Source organism: Sphingomonas faeni, assembly GCF_040407565.1.
In the GTDB taxonomy this organism is placed as follows: domain Bacteria; phylum Pseudomonadota; class Alphaproteobacteria; order Sphingomonadales; family Sphingomonadaceae; genus Sphingomonas; species Sphingomonas faeni_F.
Genome location: NZ_JAPZPR010000015.1, coordinates 55,421 through 71,835 on the forward strand (window position 1 = coordinate 55,421; position 16,415 = coordinate 71,835).

The 16,415-nt window shown below is 60.7% G+C and carries 15 protein-coding genes; 5 read left to right on the top strand and 10 right to left on the bottom strand.

What is annotated here, in order from left to right; genetic code table 11:
- Positions 1-5 precede the first annotated feature (5 nt).
- Together O6Y00_RS21320 and O6Y00_RS21325 are read left to right on the top strand one after the other, a co-directional pair.
- Complete coding sequence (locus O6Y00_RS21320; protein WP_353444521.1) at positions 6-401, top strand: MerC domain-containing protein; 396 nt, start codon at positions 6-8, stop codon at positions 399-401.
- A 475-nt stretch (positions 402-876) separates the two neighbouring features.
- Positions 877-2,007 carry a serine hydrolase domain-containing protein gene (locus O6Y00_RS21325; protein WP_353444522.1) on the top strand — a complete coding sequence of 377 codons (1,131 nt, stop codon included), beginning with the start codon at positions 877-879 and terminating at the stop codon, positions 2,005-2,007.
- A 132-nt stretch (positions 2,008-2,139) separates the two neighbouring features.
- On the opposite strand, the gene O6Y00_RS21330 is transcribed toward O6Y00_RS21325, so the two are convergent.
- From O6Y00_RS21330 to O6Y00_RS21360, 7 genes are all read right to left on the bottom strand, one after another.
- Positions 2,140-3,363, bottom strand: coding sequence for a S41 family peptidase (locus O6Y00_RS21330; protein ID WP_353444523.1), 1,224 nt, complete (start codon positions 3,361-3,363; stop codon positions 2,140-2,142).
- Positions 3,364-3,467: 104 nt separating this feature from the next.
- The gene (locus O6Y00_RS21335) at positions 3,468-4,277 is read right to left on the bottom strand and encodes an AraC family transcriptional regulator (RefSeq protein WP_353444524.1); all 810 of its coding nucleotides are present in this window, start codon (positions 4,275-4,277) and stop codon (positions 3,468-3,470) included.
- A gap of 52 nt (positions 4,278-4,329) precedes the next feature.
- Positions 4,330-5,160, bottom strand: coding sequence for a retropepsin-like aspartic protease (locus O6Y00_RS21340; protein WP_353444525.1), 831 nt, complete (start codon positions 5,158-5,160; stop codon positions 4,330-4,332).
- A gap of 126 nt (positions 5,161-5,286) precedes the next feature.
- Positions 5,287-6,216, bottom strand: a complete 930-nt coding sequence (locus tag O6Y00_RS21345) for an aspartyl protease family protein (protein WP_353444526.1) — start codon at positions 6,214-6,216, stop codon at positions 5,287-5,289.
- A gap of 14 nt (positions 6,217-6,230) precedes the next feature.
- The gene (locus tag O6Y00_RS21350) at positions 6,231-7,676 is read right to left on the bottom strand and encodes a hypothetical protein (RefSeq protein ID WP_353444527.1); all 1,446 of its coding nucleotides are present in this window, start codon (positions 7,674-7,676) and stop codon (positions 6,231-6,233) included.
- Positions 7,673-8,509 (bottom strand): DUF5694 domain-containing protein, encoded by an 837-nt coding sequence (locus tag O6Y00_RS21355; RefSeq protein WP_353444528.1) that lies wholly within the window; start codon positions 8,507-8,509, stop codon positions 7,673-7,675. Before O6Y00_RS21355 ends, O6Y00_RS21350 begins: the two co-directional genes overlap by 4 nt.
- 258 nt (positions 8,510-8,767) lie before the next feature.
- Complete coding sequence (locus O6Y00_RS21360; RefSeq protein ID WP_353444529.1) at positions 8,768-9,385, bottom strand: tyrosine-type recombinase/integrase; 618 nt, start codon at positions 9,383-9,385, stop codon at positions 8,768-8,770.
- A 296-nt stretch (positions 9,386-9,681) separates the two neighbouring features.
- Here O6Y00_RS21360 and O6Y00_RS21365 point away from each other — a divergent pair, with 296 nt between their 5' ends.
- Together O6Y00_RS21365 and O6Y00_RS21370 are read left to right on the top strand one after the other, a co-directional pair.
- A complete protein-coding gene (locus O6Y00_RS21365; protein WP_353444530.1) occupies positions 9,682-10,278 on the top strand; it encodes a hypothetical protein in 597 nt (198 codons plus the stop codon).
- Between the two features lie 231 nt (positions 10,279-10,509).
- Positions 10,510-12,588, top strand: a complete 2,079-nt coding sequence (locus O6Y00_RS21370) for a hybrid sensor histidine kinase/response regulator (RefSeq protein ID WP_353444531.1) — start codon at positions 10,510-10,512, stop codon at positions 12,586-12,588.
- Positions 12,589-12,648: 60 nt separating this feature from the next.
- Here the strand turns inward: O6Y00_RS21370 and O6Y00_RS21375 are convergent, their stop codons facing one another.
- Positions 12,649-12,834 (bottom strand): hypothetical protein, encoded by a 186-nt coding sequence (locus tag O6Y00_RS21375; protein ID WP_353444532.1) that lies wholly within the window; start codon positions 12,832-12,834, stop codon positions 12,649-12,651.
- Positions 12,835-12,899: 65 nt separating this feature from the next.
- Positions 12,900-13,106: a hypothetical protein gene (locus O6Y00_RS21380; protein ID WP_353444533.1), complete on the bottom strand. Its 207-nt coding sequence runs from the start codon at positions 13,104-13,106 to the stop codon at positions 12,900-12,902.
- Positions 13,107-13,598: 492 nt separating this feature from the next.
- Here O6Y00_RS21380 and O6Y00_RS21385 point away from each other — a divergent pair, with 492 nt between their 5' ends.
- A complete protein-coding gene (locus O6Y00_RS21385) occupies positions 13,599-14,009 on the top strand; it encodes a PilZ domain-containing protein (protein ID WP_353444534.1) in 411 nt (136 codons plus the stop codon).
- Positions 14,010-15,035: 1,026 nt separating this feature from the next.
- On the opposite strand, the gene O6Y00_RS21390 is transcribed toward O6Y00_RS21385, so the two are convergent.
- Entirely contained in the window at positions 15,036-16,415 is a 1,380-nt protein-coding gene (locus O6Y00_RS21390; RefSeq protein ID WP_333922689.1) for a PepSY-associated TM helix domain-containing protein, read from the bottom strand.

A 16,415-nucleotide genomic window follows, 5' to 3' on the forward strand; every position in this document is an offset into this window, starting at 1 on the left:
ACGGAATGGATTGGCTCGACCGCGCGGCGATGGCGGGATCGGCGGCCTGCATGGTTCACTGTCTCGTGCTGCCGATCCTCCTGGCGGCGGTACCGGCCGTGTCCGCGTTCATCGTCATACCCGAAAGCTTCCACCGCTGGGCGCTGCTGTTCGCGGCACCGATCGCAGCGATCGCACTGGTCGGTGGTCACGCGCGCCACGCGGCGTCCTGGCCGCTGTGCCTTGGCACCGCCGGACTGGGCCTGATGACGATAGGGGCCTTCGCCCTGCCGGAAGGCGGCGTCGAAATCACCGTCACGGTGACCGGCGGCATACTGGTAGCACTCGCCCACACGGCCAATCTGCGGTTGCGGCATAGCTGCGGCAGCCTGGGAGATCGCTCGCGCGCACGGTCAGCCTGAGCCGTTGAGCCTTCGATACAGCTACTCATTGCTCTGCTGAGGTGTTGAGCCCGGCCTAGCGCCCGCAGGAATCTGTCTCGGGCTCGTTTCTTGGGGCTCCCGGCTTGGGAATGCTGACGGGTAAGTACGGTAGCCGGGGGGAGCAGGTTTGGGAGAACTCCGAGTTTCTCAAAACCGTGCTGTCGTCCTAGCAGCAACAGCGGCTCGATGCGGCAGGCGCGCTGCTTTCACTCGAGCTTTGTCTCATTTTCGCCTCGCCGCGCAACCGCATCATCAGCAGCAGTGACGTGAGAGTTTGGAGCGAGGGTAGCTGAACGAACGGCCGCTTCCAAGACGGCAGTTAGCAGGGCTGAATGTCCGTTTCTGGGTCGTCGCTGACGCGGATCGGTCGACGGTCTTCTATGACGGTGGTCTCAACTAGCCTAGTCGCGCCGAACCTGTATGCCGGTAAGTAGGTCGCTGACGGGAGTTGATAATGGATTTGGTGTCCAGGCGGACGATGCTCGCGGCCTCGTGCTTCGGGACGCTCGCCATAGCCGTGGCGGCAGGTGCAACAACCGCGACAACGCCCGGCATTCTCGCCAACTTGTCGACCTGGATGGACCTGGCGTCCGTACCGGGCGCGAGCTGGGCAATGCTGGATGGGTCCGGCGCAATCTCGTCTGGTGCGGTCGGCTATGCAAAGGCTAATGCGGTGCCCGCGACACCCGAAACACTATTCGAAGCAGCATCGCTGTCCAAGGTGGTTCTGGCGGTTGCGGTTCATGACATGGTGCGGGAGGGCTTGATCGACCTCGACCGGCCGGTGGCGGAGCATGTCGCGTTCACGGATGATGCTGCGACGCGATCGATTACGCCTCGCCACCTGCTCTCCCACTCTAGTGGCCTGCCTAACTGGCGCGATGAAGCGGGCGAGCCTTTAACAGCCGCGTTCCCTCCCGGCACGCGATTCCGCTACTCTGGCGAGGGCTTCGTACTGCTCGGCCGGTTGGTCGAGGCAGTTACTGGGCAGACCGCCGCGCAGGTGGTGGAAACGCGGGTCCTGCGACCGGCGGGAATGAACCGAAGCACCTATGGATGGGCAAGGGGCACCGAGCCAGCAGTCGCGTGGGCGCACGACGGAGGCGGAGGTGTACTCATCGACAAAGGCCCGGCCGGCTATGCAATGCGTCGCGATGCTGGCCCGCCGAAACCAGTCGACCGGTGGACGCTAGGCGAACGGGAGAAAGCGGCCGTCGCACTTGGCAAACCGGCGATGCCAATATTTATGACGCCTAACATGGCGGCCGGATTGTGGACCACCGCCAGCGACTACGCGCGGTTCCTAGCTTTCGCACAGCGCTATCCGGGGCTCTCGACGAAGACCACTCGGGTGAAGGGAACACTCGACTGGGGGCTAGGCTGGGGAATGGAGAGTAACGGTGGGCGGCGTTTCGCTTGGCACTGGGGCACCAACGACGGCGTCGCGAACCTGTTCGTTGTGGACCTCGTGTCGGGCCTGGCGATCGTGGTCCTTACCAATGGCGACGCTGGGCGTAAGGTATACGAGCGTGCTGCGCGCACTGTCTTCGCACGCGAGTTCGATGCGTTCGCCTGGCTGAAGTGACCTCTGCCGGCCCATCCGGCTCTGCTTGCGATATGGAGAGGGCCGCCGCTTGAAAGTCGCAACCCTGTTAGCCGGCGCATCTCAGTCGGCTTCTGGAGTATGAACAAGACGCTCTCAGTAGCCGGGGATGGGTCACGCTGATCGCAGGTAGCGTATTGCAGCCTCCAAAATGTCGCCGCCCATGAGGACAGGTACATCGGGTTCAAGTTCCCATCTGGGTTTATCCTGGACGTCGTAAACTGGCTCTGCTGAGTATTGCAGCGCCAGACCAGTGCGGTCGAGCCGTAACGGAAAGACCGCGGCACCTACCCGCATCATTGGCGTTCCTACGATAGCCGCACGCCCGAGACCACGCATGCCCATGGGAAAGCCTTCCGCCATGCTAGCGCTCCACCGCGTTGTGAGGACAGTGACCTTACCGGTGTAGGTAAAGGGGCCCCGCGCCTCGACGGTCTCTGTCCAGGCAGCACTCAATCGGTTGCCGTCGCGCCTGCGCATGCGGGCATAGGGCATCGTCTTGGTGATAAATCGCCCCATGATCGGGCGGGCTATCGCGGTGTCGCCGCCACCATTCTGACGAACATCGATGATGAGTCCGCGTGCATTCCGGAAGCTTGCTAGCGCCTCGTCGAAGGCTGTCACAACCGCATCGTCAGCAAAGCTGCGAACGACGATGCAACCGATGCTATGAGCTAACATCCGGCTCTCGACATTGGGGAGCGTAACAGGTTGCTTCACGCGGACAGGAACGACGTGTTCCGAACCTGGGGTCGACCGCACCGTTAACGTCCTTGGCATGCCGCGCCAGCCCGAAACCGCCACGTTAAGCGCAAACGCCGTTGCCGCTGGATCTGGACGGCTAAGACAGCGCGGCATTGTGTCCGAGACGATCTGTCCAATCGGGCGGCCGTCGATCGCAAGCACGCTCTGGCCAGGCGTAATGCCCGCATCCGCTGCGGGGGACCCATCGCGAACGCTTGTGACAAACGCCGTACCATCGCGGTTGGGTTCGACCCACAGATCGAAATATGGCCCGCGCGGCGCATCTGGTGCCGGATCATTCAAGTGGGTGTGCGCATCGTACAGCTCGCCGATCACCCGGCCAACGATGCCGGCGAACGCTTCGGACGATTGGGCGGCAGCGGCAAGCGGGCGGTACATTCGCCTCACTGCCCTCCAGTCGGTGCACTTCTCCCCGAAATAGCAGTAGCGCTCGTCCAGTGTCCGCCAGAGCTCGTCAAAATCTTCAAGGAACGTCACGTCATGAGCCGGCTCTCCCGCCTGAGCCATACCCGGCGGGAATGCCGCAGCCGTACCCAGGGCGATACCAGCCTGAAGCAGCGAGCGACGGGTCATGGGGTGGTGCATGTGATCGGCTTTCGCTGGTGGTCTTCCATGCGGTTAGCCGAAGGAAATCTCGCCGCCTTGAACGATATTGCTGTCGCGCGAACGGTGCGAGCTTACCTGTTTGCGTAGCGTGCCGGCGATACACCGACGATACGCTGGAATTGCCGTGTGAGATGGCTTTGATCGGCATAGCCGACATCAAGCGCAACCTCCGCGATTGGCTGACCTGCCAACAGAAGGCGTCGTGCTGCGACGATGCGGCACTGATTGCGGTACGCGAGGGGGGTGATCCCGACTGCCTTGCGGAAGCTTCGCGCGAGATGGAAGACGCTGATCCCGGATACACTCGAGAGCGTGCCCAGCCCAAAGCCGTCGGCGAAGTGGGCTTCGATGTAGCTTCGAGCGAGCGCGACGGCATCGCTGGATACCCGGGTATCCAGCGATACGTGTCTTACCTGGTCGGCGAACAGAACCCCAGCCAGATCGGCGAGCGCGCTTTCCTGTTCCAATCGCCCCGCGTCGTCTCGACACAATAAAGTGTGCGCATCAGCAACGATGGAGTGAGACCGATCGCCAGCCAATACGGGGGAGTCAAACCGCGGCGCGTTCAGGCGCGCGGCGATGTAGGGACGTATTGCTTCGTCGGGGATGTACGCGACGCGATAGCGTAAGGTCTCACCTCCCGTCGTTCGGTTGGCATGCGGCTGGTCGGGATGAAGACGCAGTACCTGACCTGCTTCGACGTTGTAGGTTCTGCCGCCAACAGCGAGGGCCTCACAGCCTGCCATGACCGCGCCGACTACCCATTCCGCATGGCTGTGCTCGGGAAAGGCTCGCTCGTTATACTCGACGGATACGAGTTCGACGCCTGGTAGGTAGGAGGGGCGGGAGAAGTGGGCATCATTTCTCACTGGCTCACTCATGTTAACGCGCCGCCTACCCAGAGCCGAACGCCGATCAGTCCAAGCAAGTATGTCATTGCGCCTTACCGATCCACGCGCGGCCGGATCCCAAATCGACCGTCAGATCGCGCCTGCCCATCAGTTGCATGCCGATATTGCCGTCCATGATCATATTCGGAAAGACGCGTGCTTGCCCGGTAAATACTACGTCGCGCGTAATCGTCGCGCTAACCGGCTGAGCCGTCCGAATGTCCGTGCGTAAGCCCAGGAGCGGCGCGATCTGCGGCGACACGAAGATGGTTGGCCCTGCGTTGGCAGAGTCCAGTTCCATCCAGGCACGACCCCGGGGGGTGTTCACCCCGATGTTGACGTCGAGGGCGGCACCTTCTGCTCCCCGCACCAGCCGAACCGGCACTTCGAGACCGGACTTCATACGCGCCGCGAGGGAGTCCGGTGTTTCGATCACGATCTGGCGACTAGCGAAGCGAATAGTGATGATACGGCCAGCGAAGAGGTCTAGTCCGATCGAGCCGTCCAGCCTGGCAGTGTCGGCATCGAGCTTGCCGAGATCGTAGATGATCGTTGTCGGTGCTGTGTAGGCGTGGTTGCCCATTTTAAAATCAACGTCATCGCAGCGTGGTAGGTCCAGTCGCTCTCCTGTCATACGAAACGCCGTGACGTTGCCCCAAGGTTCGCAGCCAAGATCGCGGGCCAGGGCTGGCGTAATCATTGTCACGCCCTCGCCGGTGTCAAACAAGAAGGTCCGCTCGCGGCCGCCAACCGATGCCTGAACAGTGAACTGCTTACCTTGAAAAAGCTCGAGGCTCATCGTTTGTGGACCGCGGTCTTGCGATGGTCCGGCGGGAAGGGCGGCGAGCAACGCGCTCATCATCAACAATTTCACTGGCATCCCCTTTGTTCATTGGCTGGCCACCGACGCTACGGTCGAAAAACTCAGACGCCCGAATGTAGGCCGTCAAGTTCACGAGCGTGCTGCCCGTTGCGTTTTCGCCTGCGACTTTGATTCTCATTACCCCAAAGGCTTCACTGGCGGTGGGGTCCCCATGCCGGCGGGTGCAGCAACGGCACTGCGTTTGAGCCAAACCCGTCCTTCAGCGAGATCCATGGTGACCACCCAATCTTTGAGAAACGGCATGCCAAGGTTTCCATCGATCACGATGTCGGGGCTGAAGATCATCCCGGACGCTTCGACACTGGGGGCGATCTGAAAGCGGCCTTGTTGCGGCCCCTCGCCGGTAACCTTCTTCAAGCCAAGTAGAGGAAGAAGTTTTGGTGCAACTATGATCGTGCCGCCATTGCCACTGTCCAGCTCAAGGCGCGCCGGTCCACGTTCGGTGGGGACGTCAATGAACACAGACAGCGCCAGGCCGCCAATCTCACGAGCCAAATGAGCAGGAAGCTCTACCGCGTTCGCCTTGCGCCCAGCCGCGCTTTCACGTGTTTCCAACGTGAGCTCGCGACCTGCGAAATCGATGGTTACAGTGCGTTCGGCGAATGCGTCGAGGGCAAGCAGACCATCGATCGGTGTGTCGGGAGACCCCACGTCCATGACGATTGCAACAGGGCTCTGTAGGGTCTGGTTCTTCCAGTGGATTGCAACATTGTCGCATCGTGGGGCGGTGATCTTCGTACCGGTCATATGAAACCCGGTGATTGATCCCCAAGGTTGGCAGTCTATCTCCTTTGCCAGCGCTGGTGAGATCACCGTCAGTCCGCCTGCAGTGTCGAGTTGAAAAAGTCGCTCCCGTCCGGCCACCCTCACTCGTGCCGCTACGCCTTTGCGGTAGCTCTCCAACGGTAGCCGAACCGGACTCGTTGGGGCAGCATTCGCTTCAGACGCCACACTAATGAGCAACGCAGCCGATAATAGCATTTTCAAAAGAATGTCCCTTTCACCGTGGGATACCCGCCCATCGAAGTAATCGAATAGACGATGCATATTACTATTTGAGGCTAAAGAGCAGTGATCCAGCGCTCGAGCAGATCGGTGTTGCGCATGTCGCCCGTGTAAGCGTGTACCGGCTTGGCCGGGACGTTCGAACCGCGTTTTCTGCCGCGATACACCTTCATCGGAATAACGGCCCGGGCAAAACCGCTAGGCAGAGCGACTTGCCGTACGTCCATGTAGAGCGAGTCAGCGCTTGTCTCCTGTCCGACGTGAATGCCGCCTAACGCGGTCCATAGATCGACCGCATCAAGGCATGCCGATCCGCATCCCCAGTCCGTCAGCACGAATACCCGCGCTTTCAGCACGGGAGCAGCGCCGTTTGCCGCTGGCTTAGCTTCGTCAGCATCGATTTCACGCCAGAGCGCCTGGCCGCGGGCGCGGGCAGATGTCATGCCCTTCGCTGTACGAGCAGCCCAGTCTTTTGCCGCCTGCGAGACATCGGCGGAATTCTGCCAGGCGGTACGATAGCCTTCGAGCGTGGCGATGTTTCCAGCCGAAGCGCGCCAATCGACCCCTTCCGATCCTGATGGAAGCGCGTTCACTGCAGCCTGGCCCCAGAGGATAGCCGCAATCTGATACGACCAGTCGGACGATCCACCGCCATTGCCTCGAAGGTCGAGCACGATGCGCGGCGCTGCTGCGATCGCGAGGGCGTCCTTCCTCATCGATTTGATGATTGGCGTTAGGGACTTGGCATCAGCGCTGTCGGGGTCACCGTTGAAGCCGGGGAGCGAGAACCAGCGCGTGCCGTCAGCAAGGGTTCGAGCCGCGAACTCCGGACGCGCCCGCGGTGCGGTAGCGGCAAAACGTGCGTCGAAGTCTGCATCAGGCAGATCGCGCCAGCTGAGCGTTACGTCCTGTAGCTTGCCATCGACCTTGAAGCGGCAGCGGACTGGACGCTTGATGTAAGGGTTGGCGGCGTCGAGGAACAACCGACCACCATTGGTCGCTCGTTGGCTGACCAATTCCCACCTGCCTCGGAAGGCGCCGACGTTGCGGGCAGTCAGACGTTGGGCATCAATGCCATCGCAGCTTACGAGCATTGCACCGAGCGGTAGGGGAGCGTCATCCGCTCCGGTCATCACGACCTGACGTCCGGTGCCGTCAAAGCCGGTCAGGAAGCCGGGCCAGCGGATCGGCAGGGGGGCTGGCTGATCGAGGTCGAGCGCAACATGCCCATCGTTGAAGCTCGCCACGTAACCGCGCATCACCCACAGATATCCCGGGTAGTCTCGGACGGTAGCAGCGCGACGCAACGCTGAAGCCAGACCGGCATCGTTGCGACGCGCAAAGTCAGGGTCGAGTTTGTTGAAGGGACCAGGGTGATTGTCGGCGATCTGGTCGTGATAAGCCTGGGCGTCTGCCCGCAAGGTCGTTGCCCAGTCGTGGGGCACGTTGGTCGCACCGATCAGCAGAACCGCCGCTGGTATGGCAGGGAGCGACAAGTTCATCTCGGCGCCGCCAGTTTGCTCGCTGCCTTCTCAAGATAGGGCCTGACATCAACCGAACTGTAGCCCGGCGTCGTTGAGGCGAAGTGTCGCAGCCAGTACCCGTGACCAGCCCCATACACGACGAGGATGCGATCGCCTGGTTTGGCCACATTGATGAGCTTTGCAAAGATCTTCGCATTGCGGAGGTACCACATGGCGTTCAGATCTGCACCGGGCTGCTCGTTACCGTCACCAAGTCGGAGCAGGGAGTAGTATGAATCCTGTCCACCCATTGGCGTAGAGGGGTCATTATAGCGGATCAGCATCCGCGGTATGCTGGTGGTTGCCTGCTCAGCCTCAAACTTCTTGGCAGACGCCTGGACCGTCGCAAAGGCGGCGTCGAGATAGGCCTGCTGCCCGTGAGCTTTTGCATAAGCTTCGACCCGGTCGATCGGGAAATAGTCCGGTTCGCCCTTGCCGGGTTGCTCGTCGATACCTTGAACGGACTGAAGGCCGGCGCGAGCAGCGATGCGGTAGCCGATCTGGGTTGTCTCGTCCCGGTCGGTCTTGAGGACGTTTGGCGAAAACGTTGCGAAGTCCGTCACATCGTAGGTCGGGCCCGGGCGTTGCGCCTCGACCATGACCCGTGTTGGCCTAAACTCTGCAATGGCATCAGCCAGTAATCCCAGTTCGCGCTGGCGCTGCGGCGTGGTGACATCGTCGACATGGGCATTCACCTTGTCACGACCAGGATTGCCGAAATGATAGCCACCAAGCACCATCACTTGGACAGGTTGCTGTGGTGCAGCGGTAACGGCAGGCGTTACTGCCGCAGCGAGTATGGGTAGCAGCATGCAGCAGGTCTCCTTGGTGTGGTGCTCAGACAATACACGTCGAATGACAGCAGTCTATCTGGATTTGCGGCGTTGAACGCCAATCTAACAGAGGTTGATCCGGTCAACCGAAACGCGCGTCAGATCGCTTGAAAAATGCAGCGAGCACTCCGTTGAAGGCGAGGGAATGTCGGCGGCATCGCCTCTGTTCCAGACATGAATGAATGTCTGAAGTTGGGAAGTGCGCAGAGTGCTATAGATGACCGGTTATGGGTCCGCTCAGACCTCGGTGCGTTCGGCCAATTCCAAAGCGTCCTCCACGTCAACGCCCAAGTAGCGCACCGTGCTGTCGATCTTGGCATGGCCGAGAAGGATCTGAACGGCGCGGAGGTTGCCAGTCGCCTTGTAGATGATCGATGCTTTCGTGCGCCGTAGCGAGTGCGTCCCATAATCCTGCGCCGGTAGGCCGAAGCCGACCACCCACTCGCGCACGAGGCGGGCATATTGCCGCGTGCTCATGTGGTCCATGTAGTCGTTGCGGCTCGGGAAAACGAAGTCGTTCAGTGTCCCCCCACGTCGCTCCAACCATGCTCGCATCGTCTTTCGCGCCGTGTCCATTATCTCGAACTGAACCGGTCGTTTGGTTTTCTGCTGAACCACGATGGCGCGGTCACGGACGCGCCCGCCGGAAACTACATCGCCAATCCGCACGCTGACCACGTCACAGCCGCGGAGCTTGCTGTCGATGGCGAAGTCGAACAGCGCTCGGTCGCGCAGTCTCCTCTGCTGGTCGAGCCAGAAGCGAATGGCCCAGACCTGTTGCTGTTTCAGCGCCCGCTTCGCACCAATCAGCCGGCCTTCGTTCCAAGGCCGAAGTTCGTGAAAGGCGGGGTCCATTGACGAGTGACCCATCGATCATCTCCATCGGCCCAGATCAATCAATCGAGTATACGCATGCGCAGTAAACCGCCGGTTTAGAAATGCGGTTGATCAGCCGTCGATGATGCTGAACGAGCTGTCGGTTTCGGGCGGCGCCTGGCGGTCGCTGTGCAGCCGGAAGTGGGTCGACCTTCCCCTCCGATTCCTCCACGTTCGTCGGCGCAGTGCAGAATTTAGTTTTAGCCGAGCTGACCCTCCCATATAGAAGTCCACTCGTTGATGCCGAGGTGGCTCGGTTTTAGGATCGTAGAACAATGCGTGCAGGAGCGTTTGTTCGCTGGCTGGATGTTGGGGCAACCTCTTCCTTCATCGCGATGGGTCTTGGAATAATCGCGGTCGCGCCGACCGAGGCCGCTGTACAGTTAGTCGAGCCGTCTCCAGCGGCAATGCTGAGGCTTGATGCATTTGCGCAGTGCTTGGCAAAAACATATCCGGTTGAAATGCACAAGTTCCTGGCGGCGCCGCAATCGACCGAGACGGCGCGTGCGTTCCGCGCCTTCATAGCAGCACGTCGGGCCTGTCCTTACACCGCTCCTGGCCCTGACAACTTCGTCTATTACACCGGTGCCGCTGCGCGCTTTTACCTACGACAGGCCCGTTTTCAACTTATGGGTCGAAACATTGCACGTTCTGTCAATTCGACGGGGTATATCTGTATCATGCAAAAGGCACCAAGGATGGTTGACCGCATTCTTGCTACGATCCCGGGGACCGCTAGCTACGAGCAAGCTTTCCACGATGTCCAGCCGATCGTCGATCTGTGCATTGCCGATCCCAAAGCGCGCCCGACGCGATATCTAGCGGGCGCGGGGCTTTCAGTCTTTACCTATCGCTTCGCTGGCCTTCGATAATCTGAGGCGTAAGCCGGACCTGAACGAACGTCCGTTTGTGGGCGCCGCAATTTTGCGCTCGGATGTCCGCTCATGGGTCTCGTACGCCGTTTTTTCCGTCCGCTCGATAGGCGGCGGCGGCGTAATCGCGAAGGTCGCGCTGCACAGAGTAGGTGGCTTTAACAATCGGTTTTGCCAAGGAATATAGGGGATTTGGAAAGCGCCGCTCGGGAGGGTAGTAGCGCCCGCGATATGACCGATGATCCTTTTTCCGAACTGTCCGCCCTGCCGCGCCACCTTCGTTTTCTCGAAGGCGGCGGCCAGGCGTCCCGGTTGATCCTTAAGCGGGATTGGTCGGATCATCCTTTAGGGGAACCTGCGGGTTGGTCGGAAGCGCTTAAGGCGACGCTCAGCACAGTCCTGAACTCACCCGAGTCGATGATCCTCGCGTGGGGCCGCGACGAGCTGAGCTTCTTCTTCAACGAGACCTATTTTCCCTTACTCGGGCCTCGGCTGGTTTGGGCCATGGGGGCACCGTTCCGCGAGGTGTGGGCCGACGCCTGGGAGCAGGCCGAGCCGATCATACAAGAAGCATTCGCCGGTCGCAGTCAGCGATTTACGGATCTCCCGTGGAAGCTGAGCACGGATCGCGGTCAGGCGGACACATGGTTCACTTTCTCCTATTCCCGCATTCTCGACGAGGAGGGAGAGATTGCCGGTCTGTTTATCTTTACGAACGAGACGACCGCCCGCGTTCAGGCCGATGCTGCACTCAAACGTAGCCAGGCTGAACTGGGTGCACTGAATGAAACGTTGGAACAGCGCGTCCAGGCGCGCACCGCCGAGCGTGATCGGGTGTGGCAACTTACGAATGACCTGATAGCGACGGCGCGGCTCGACGGCTATCTAACTCAAGTCAATCCGGCCTGGACGCGGCTACTAGGATGGAGCGAGGAAGAACTGCTGACGCGGCCTTTCACCACTATCGTTGATCCGGCCGATCACGCGGAGACAGCCGACGTGGTTGCACGACTGGCGGCAGGCGGTCTGGTTACGGACTTCGTTGATCGCGTTCTCGCCAAGGACGACAGCAAGCGAACGATCATGTGGACGGCCGTTCCCGAAATGGGATCTGACCTATTCCACATCGTCGGCCGTGATATGACGGAGCAGTATGCGGTGGAGGACGCGCTGCGTCAGAGCCAGAAGCTTGAGGCCATTGGCCAGCTGACCGGCGGTGTGGCGCACGACTTCAACAACCTGCTGACCGTGATCCGCGGCTCCGTCGATTTGCTTCGGCGCGACAATATCGCGCCCGACAAGCGCCAGCGCTATCTCGATGCGATCGGCGACACCGCCGATCGGGCGTCCAAGCTCACGGGTCAGCTTCTGGCCTTCGCACGCCGGCAAACGCTGGAGCCGGAAGTGATCGAGGTGGAACAGCGCCTCGGCGCGATCAGCGACATGCTCGACAGCATCACCGGCGCGCAGGTCACTATCCAGTATGAGATGTCGCAAGAAGAATGCCGGATCCGGGCCGATGTCAGTCAGTTCGAGACGGCACTGGTCAATCTGGCGGTTAACGCTCGTGACGCAATGGATGGCAAAGGAACGCTGACGATAAGGCTGCGCTGCGGCTCCAGGATGCCGGCGATCCGTGGGCATGGCCCCGGCGCCGGTGAATTCGTTGCGGTGTCGCTAACCGACACCGGCACCGGCATTCCAGCGGACGTTTTGGAGCGAATCTTCGAACCCTTCTTCACGACCAAGGAGGTGGGTAAGGGCACGGGGCTCGGCCTGAGCCAGGTGTTCGGCTTCGCCAAGCAGTCGGGCGGCGACGTGGATGTCCATAGCGTTCCCGGCGAGGGGGCGACGTTCACGCTCTACCTGCCTCAAGCCCATGCGGTTTGGACGGGCGAGCCCCGGCCTACGACAGAGGCGGAACCGGTCGATGGCGCAGGCCGGTGCGTTCTGGTGGTCGAGGACAATATCAGTGTCGGACAATTCGCCACCCAACTCCTCGAAGATCTTGGCTATCGTACCAGGTGGGTGACGAGTGCCGAGGAGGCGCTGGAGCAACTGGGGGACGACGGAGACGGCTTCGACATCGTTTTCTCGGACGTGGTTATGCCAGGAATGGGTGGGATCGAGCTGGCTAAGCGGCTTGCGCGTGACCTGCCGGCTCTCCCGGTGGTGTTGGCAAGCGGCTATAGCCATGTCCTCGCAGAGCAGGGCGTCGAAGGTCTGGAGCTGATCCGCAAGCCCTACTCAGCGACACAACTTTCTACTGCTTTTCAAAAGCGCATGACAGCTGCAGCCTCACGAGGTTGAGCGCTTAGCGCACATCCGCATTTCGTACCGCTTTTCAGTTCGATTGGGAGCGGCAAGCCTTCAGGTCAATCCAGCGTCTTGGCGCTCTATCCGCCGCTGCATGGCCTTTACAATTTCGCCGTGTTCCATCGGCTTTGAGTAGAATTTGGCAGGTTCGGCGAGATGAACGCTCTCGCGCGTGAAAAACGCCGCGGTCAGGATGATCTCGATCGGCAGCCACTCGCCTTCACGAACGCTGCCGCTCACCCGTACTCCGCCCCTCGCCGATTATCTGCCGCAGTCTGGGCGGGGTTACTTCGCCAATTTCGAGATTAACGAATGGCAGATGTTGGGAGGCGGACAGGACGCGCCGGCAAATTCATAGAAGCCGCGATACAAACAATTTCGCGCAGCGTCGCGACCGCGAGCATCTCCTCGCTGCCCGGACCAACGTGCCTACCTTTTCGAAGCCACAAAGTCGCAAGTTCCGCCCATGGGACAAATTCCTGATCATTTTCGACGACGAGATGGGGCGTCATTTGAAGTCACCTTGTTGCCCAAGGAGGTGAAGTAGTACGATAGCACGGCGGATACCCCATCCGCCGCAACCGCTCCCGCCTCGCAGAAATGCGCGGTGTCTCGACTTCCTTTGCCGCTATGGACCCCCGTGATACCCCAAACGGTCTAAGCGATCCGCCGAATTAGATCAGAACTGAACCATGTCGCCTCAGGTAGGTCACGCCCAATTGCGAACGCCTGTTGTATCGTTCACGTTGCCAGCAGCGTCAGCTAAGGGGCGATCGAAAATGAATTACCAGATGGACCATCGAAGCCGGACGCGAGCAATTGCCGTCTATGTGACCCTACTGATGATAGGCGCGGCTTTGGGCTTTCTGGTCAGGCTTGGCGTGATTACCGATCATATTATCTGGTAGCCGCAGCCGACGGTCGCTCGAACGATGCACCCCATCGAAACACTACCCCTGGCACCGATCGTTGCGAGTTCCGCCCCGCTTCCCCATTTGTACGCCATGACCGACGGTCCAGACCGAACTAGTGAGGGCGAGCACACAACCTCGCAACGCGAACCTCGCCAAAGCGTGTTCCTGAGCACCACGCTTGAGCGGTTTGGAAGCGCCGCGAGGACAAAACATCGCGTGCGTGACCTGTCTCCTCAAGGCATGCGCATCGACTTGGCTGACGGCTTACAGGCTGGCGCAACCGTACTCGTCGCAGTCGGCCAGCTCGAGGCAGTCGGCGCTACCATCGTGTGGGTCAAAGACGGCTCCGCAGGCGTAAAGTTCGCGAAACCGATCGACCCTGATCAGGCGCGAGGTAAAGCGGCCGTACGCCGCAAGGCCGACATCGTGCCTAACCAGCAGAAACAGCGCGGGGCGACGGCTGGTTGGGTTGCCGACCTCAACAGTCCCTACCGTAAATAGAGGCGGAGACACCCTCCGCCGCAGCCCTACCGGAATACTCGAGACGCTAGATTTTTCACCTACCTCCCCATCAATGTACCCCAGCGATACCCGTCTCGAAACGCCCATAACCTAGACATTCACAGGTCTTCACCCCGCTTCCGATTGCAGAAGTTCGTTCATCAAAGTGGAAAGGTGGGATCAGAACAAAGACTAAGCCGTTGTCATATCGTCCTTTTATACAAGGGGTGTATGTGGCAGATCACGTTTTGGAATTCGAAAGAGCCCGAACGGCTGGCGCTAACGCCGCCAGTAGCGAAAAATTGGGATATGACGATTGTCCCTATGATGAAGATCATGAGCCAATCCTGCGAGCCATGTGGCAGGACGGATTTTTGACAACAAAATTATACGGCACGGGATGATTTGAACGCACCACGGTACGCCTTTGGCGACCAGCAAGTAAGGAAGACGCCCCCGATCCCGTAAGCAGATCGTCTGCTTTCCTTCCCCTTGCAAGCCGTCGCGGCAATGGATCGTCCGCCAAGCGCTACCGCTCAGCCCGATGAACGAACGGCTGAAGCTGGGAGGCGGGAAAGGACACCTGAATGTCTGGATGTGGGTCGTTTCGACATATATGCCGAGACCGCCAATCACTGCTGACCAGAATGTGATACCAACTGATATCATATTTTGGTCCGCTGTTGAGTGCGCCGGACACGGGCGAATGCAATGTGAACGAACGTTCGCTTGCGGGAGGCCGCGTCAATCCCACGAACAGCTGACTATGCATCAGCGCCGCCGTCACGCTGGCGGCAGCTCTCGACCAACTCACGCCGTTCTTCAGCAAGGGCGTTAACGGCAGCTTCGCTCAAAACCTGCCACTCGGCCTATGCGAACACGATGTGCGGCTTCGTGACCCATCCCAGCCATCCCCCTATTGAGTGAGAGGCGAGTGACCTGCCATGTCGCAAAACACCTGTTTTCCGCATAGTCGTGATTGCGACAGGGTTTTTCACACAGTTACCCCTGAGGTAGGGTCGTTGTTCAGGCAGTGCGAAGGGCGGGAGACTCCAGTCCCAGCCAAAGCCGCGCTCGAGGGACGCGCCGCAGCAGGACCCTTTCAACAATCGTCACGACCAACAGCGTCAGCCCGAACAGCGGCATATAGATCCCAAGGCCGACGATCGCTGCGACTAACGCAGGCCGGTAGCGTGGGTGCGCCGATGGCACCGGCGCACCCAACAAACCCGTCGGTCGCCTCCGCCACCACATAACCCCGCCCGATACGGCTAAAACGACCAGCAACAGCGCAGTGAGCGTGCCGAGGATCTGATTGGCGATACCGAACAGCGCGCCCTCGTGCGCTGCGATGCCGTAGCCGATGACCCGGTCGATCCAGTGGCGCTCGGCGAACGCGACACGGCCGACAAGGCGCCCTGTCGCACCATCCACCTGCGCGTCCGATCGCAGCGGACGATCGGCTGCGTCCGATGACACCGCCCACGGTGCACCATCATGCTCGGGCGGAGACAGCAGCACGGGCGGCGCGATCCGCAACGGCCGGACCGTCGCGATCACGCGGGCAAGTTCACCCGGTCGGATCGTGGGCGTGGCCATCACCATGCCGTCATGCCCGGCGTGAGGGCCGAGCATTGCGTCCGTTTTCGGCGTCGGCGCCTTGCCGCCGATCGTCCAGTCAACCGGACCCTGCGTCGCGCCCGTGAGCGTGCGGACTTCGCCGAGATAGCTGCCCCAGGCGTTTGCCCACGGAAGGCCAGTGAGGATCAGCCCGAGCGCGAACACCGACACCCAGATGCCGGCAGTCGCGTGGATATCACGCCAGAACAAGCGTCGGCCGCCCCTCAGGCGCGTGTAGAGGACACCCGCGAGCCCTTTCCGGTTGCGCGGCCACCACAGATAGAGACCCGTCAGGAGCATGACGATCGCCCAGCAGGCGGCGATCTCGACGAGGTAGCTGCCCCACACCCCCGCCAGCAATTCGCCGTGAAGGCGCGATACCACGTTGAGCGGCCGGTCTTCCTCGCCGATGACCTTCAGCACCGCAAGCGAGTGCGGATCGACATAGACGCGGTGATCAACGCCATCAGCGGAGACGATCACACGCACGGCGTTTCCCGGATGTTCCGAGAGTACGTATTTATGCAGCGACGATCCTGGCACCGCAGCCAGTGCCGCCCGCACCTGCGCGTCGGGTGAGACGGTCCGCCCGGCAACGGGAAGATGATCGTAGGGCCGGTCCAACAATGCTTCCATCTGCGGTCGCCACAGATAGATCGTGCCCGTCAGTGACAACCAGATAATGAATGGGATGCAGAACAGGCCTGCATAGAAGTGCCAACGCCATACCGCGTTGTACCACCGCGCGCCGGGTGCTCGATGGCCAGCGGGTGGGTTCGTGTTCAT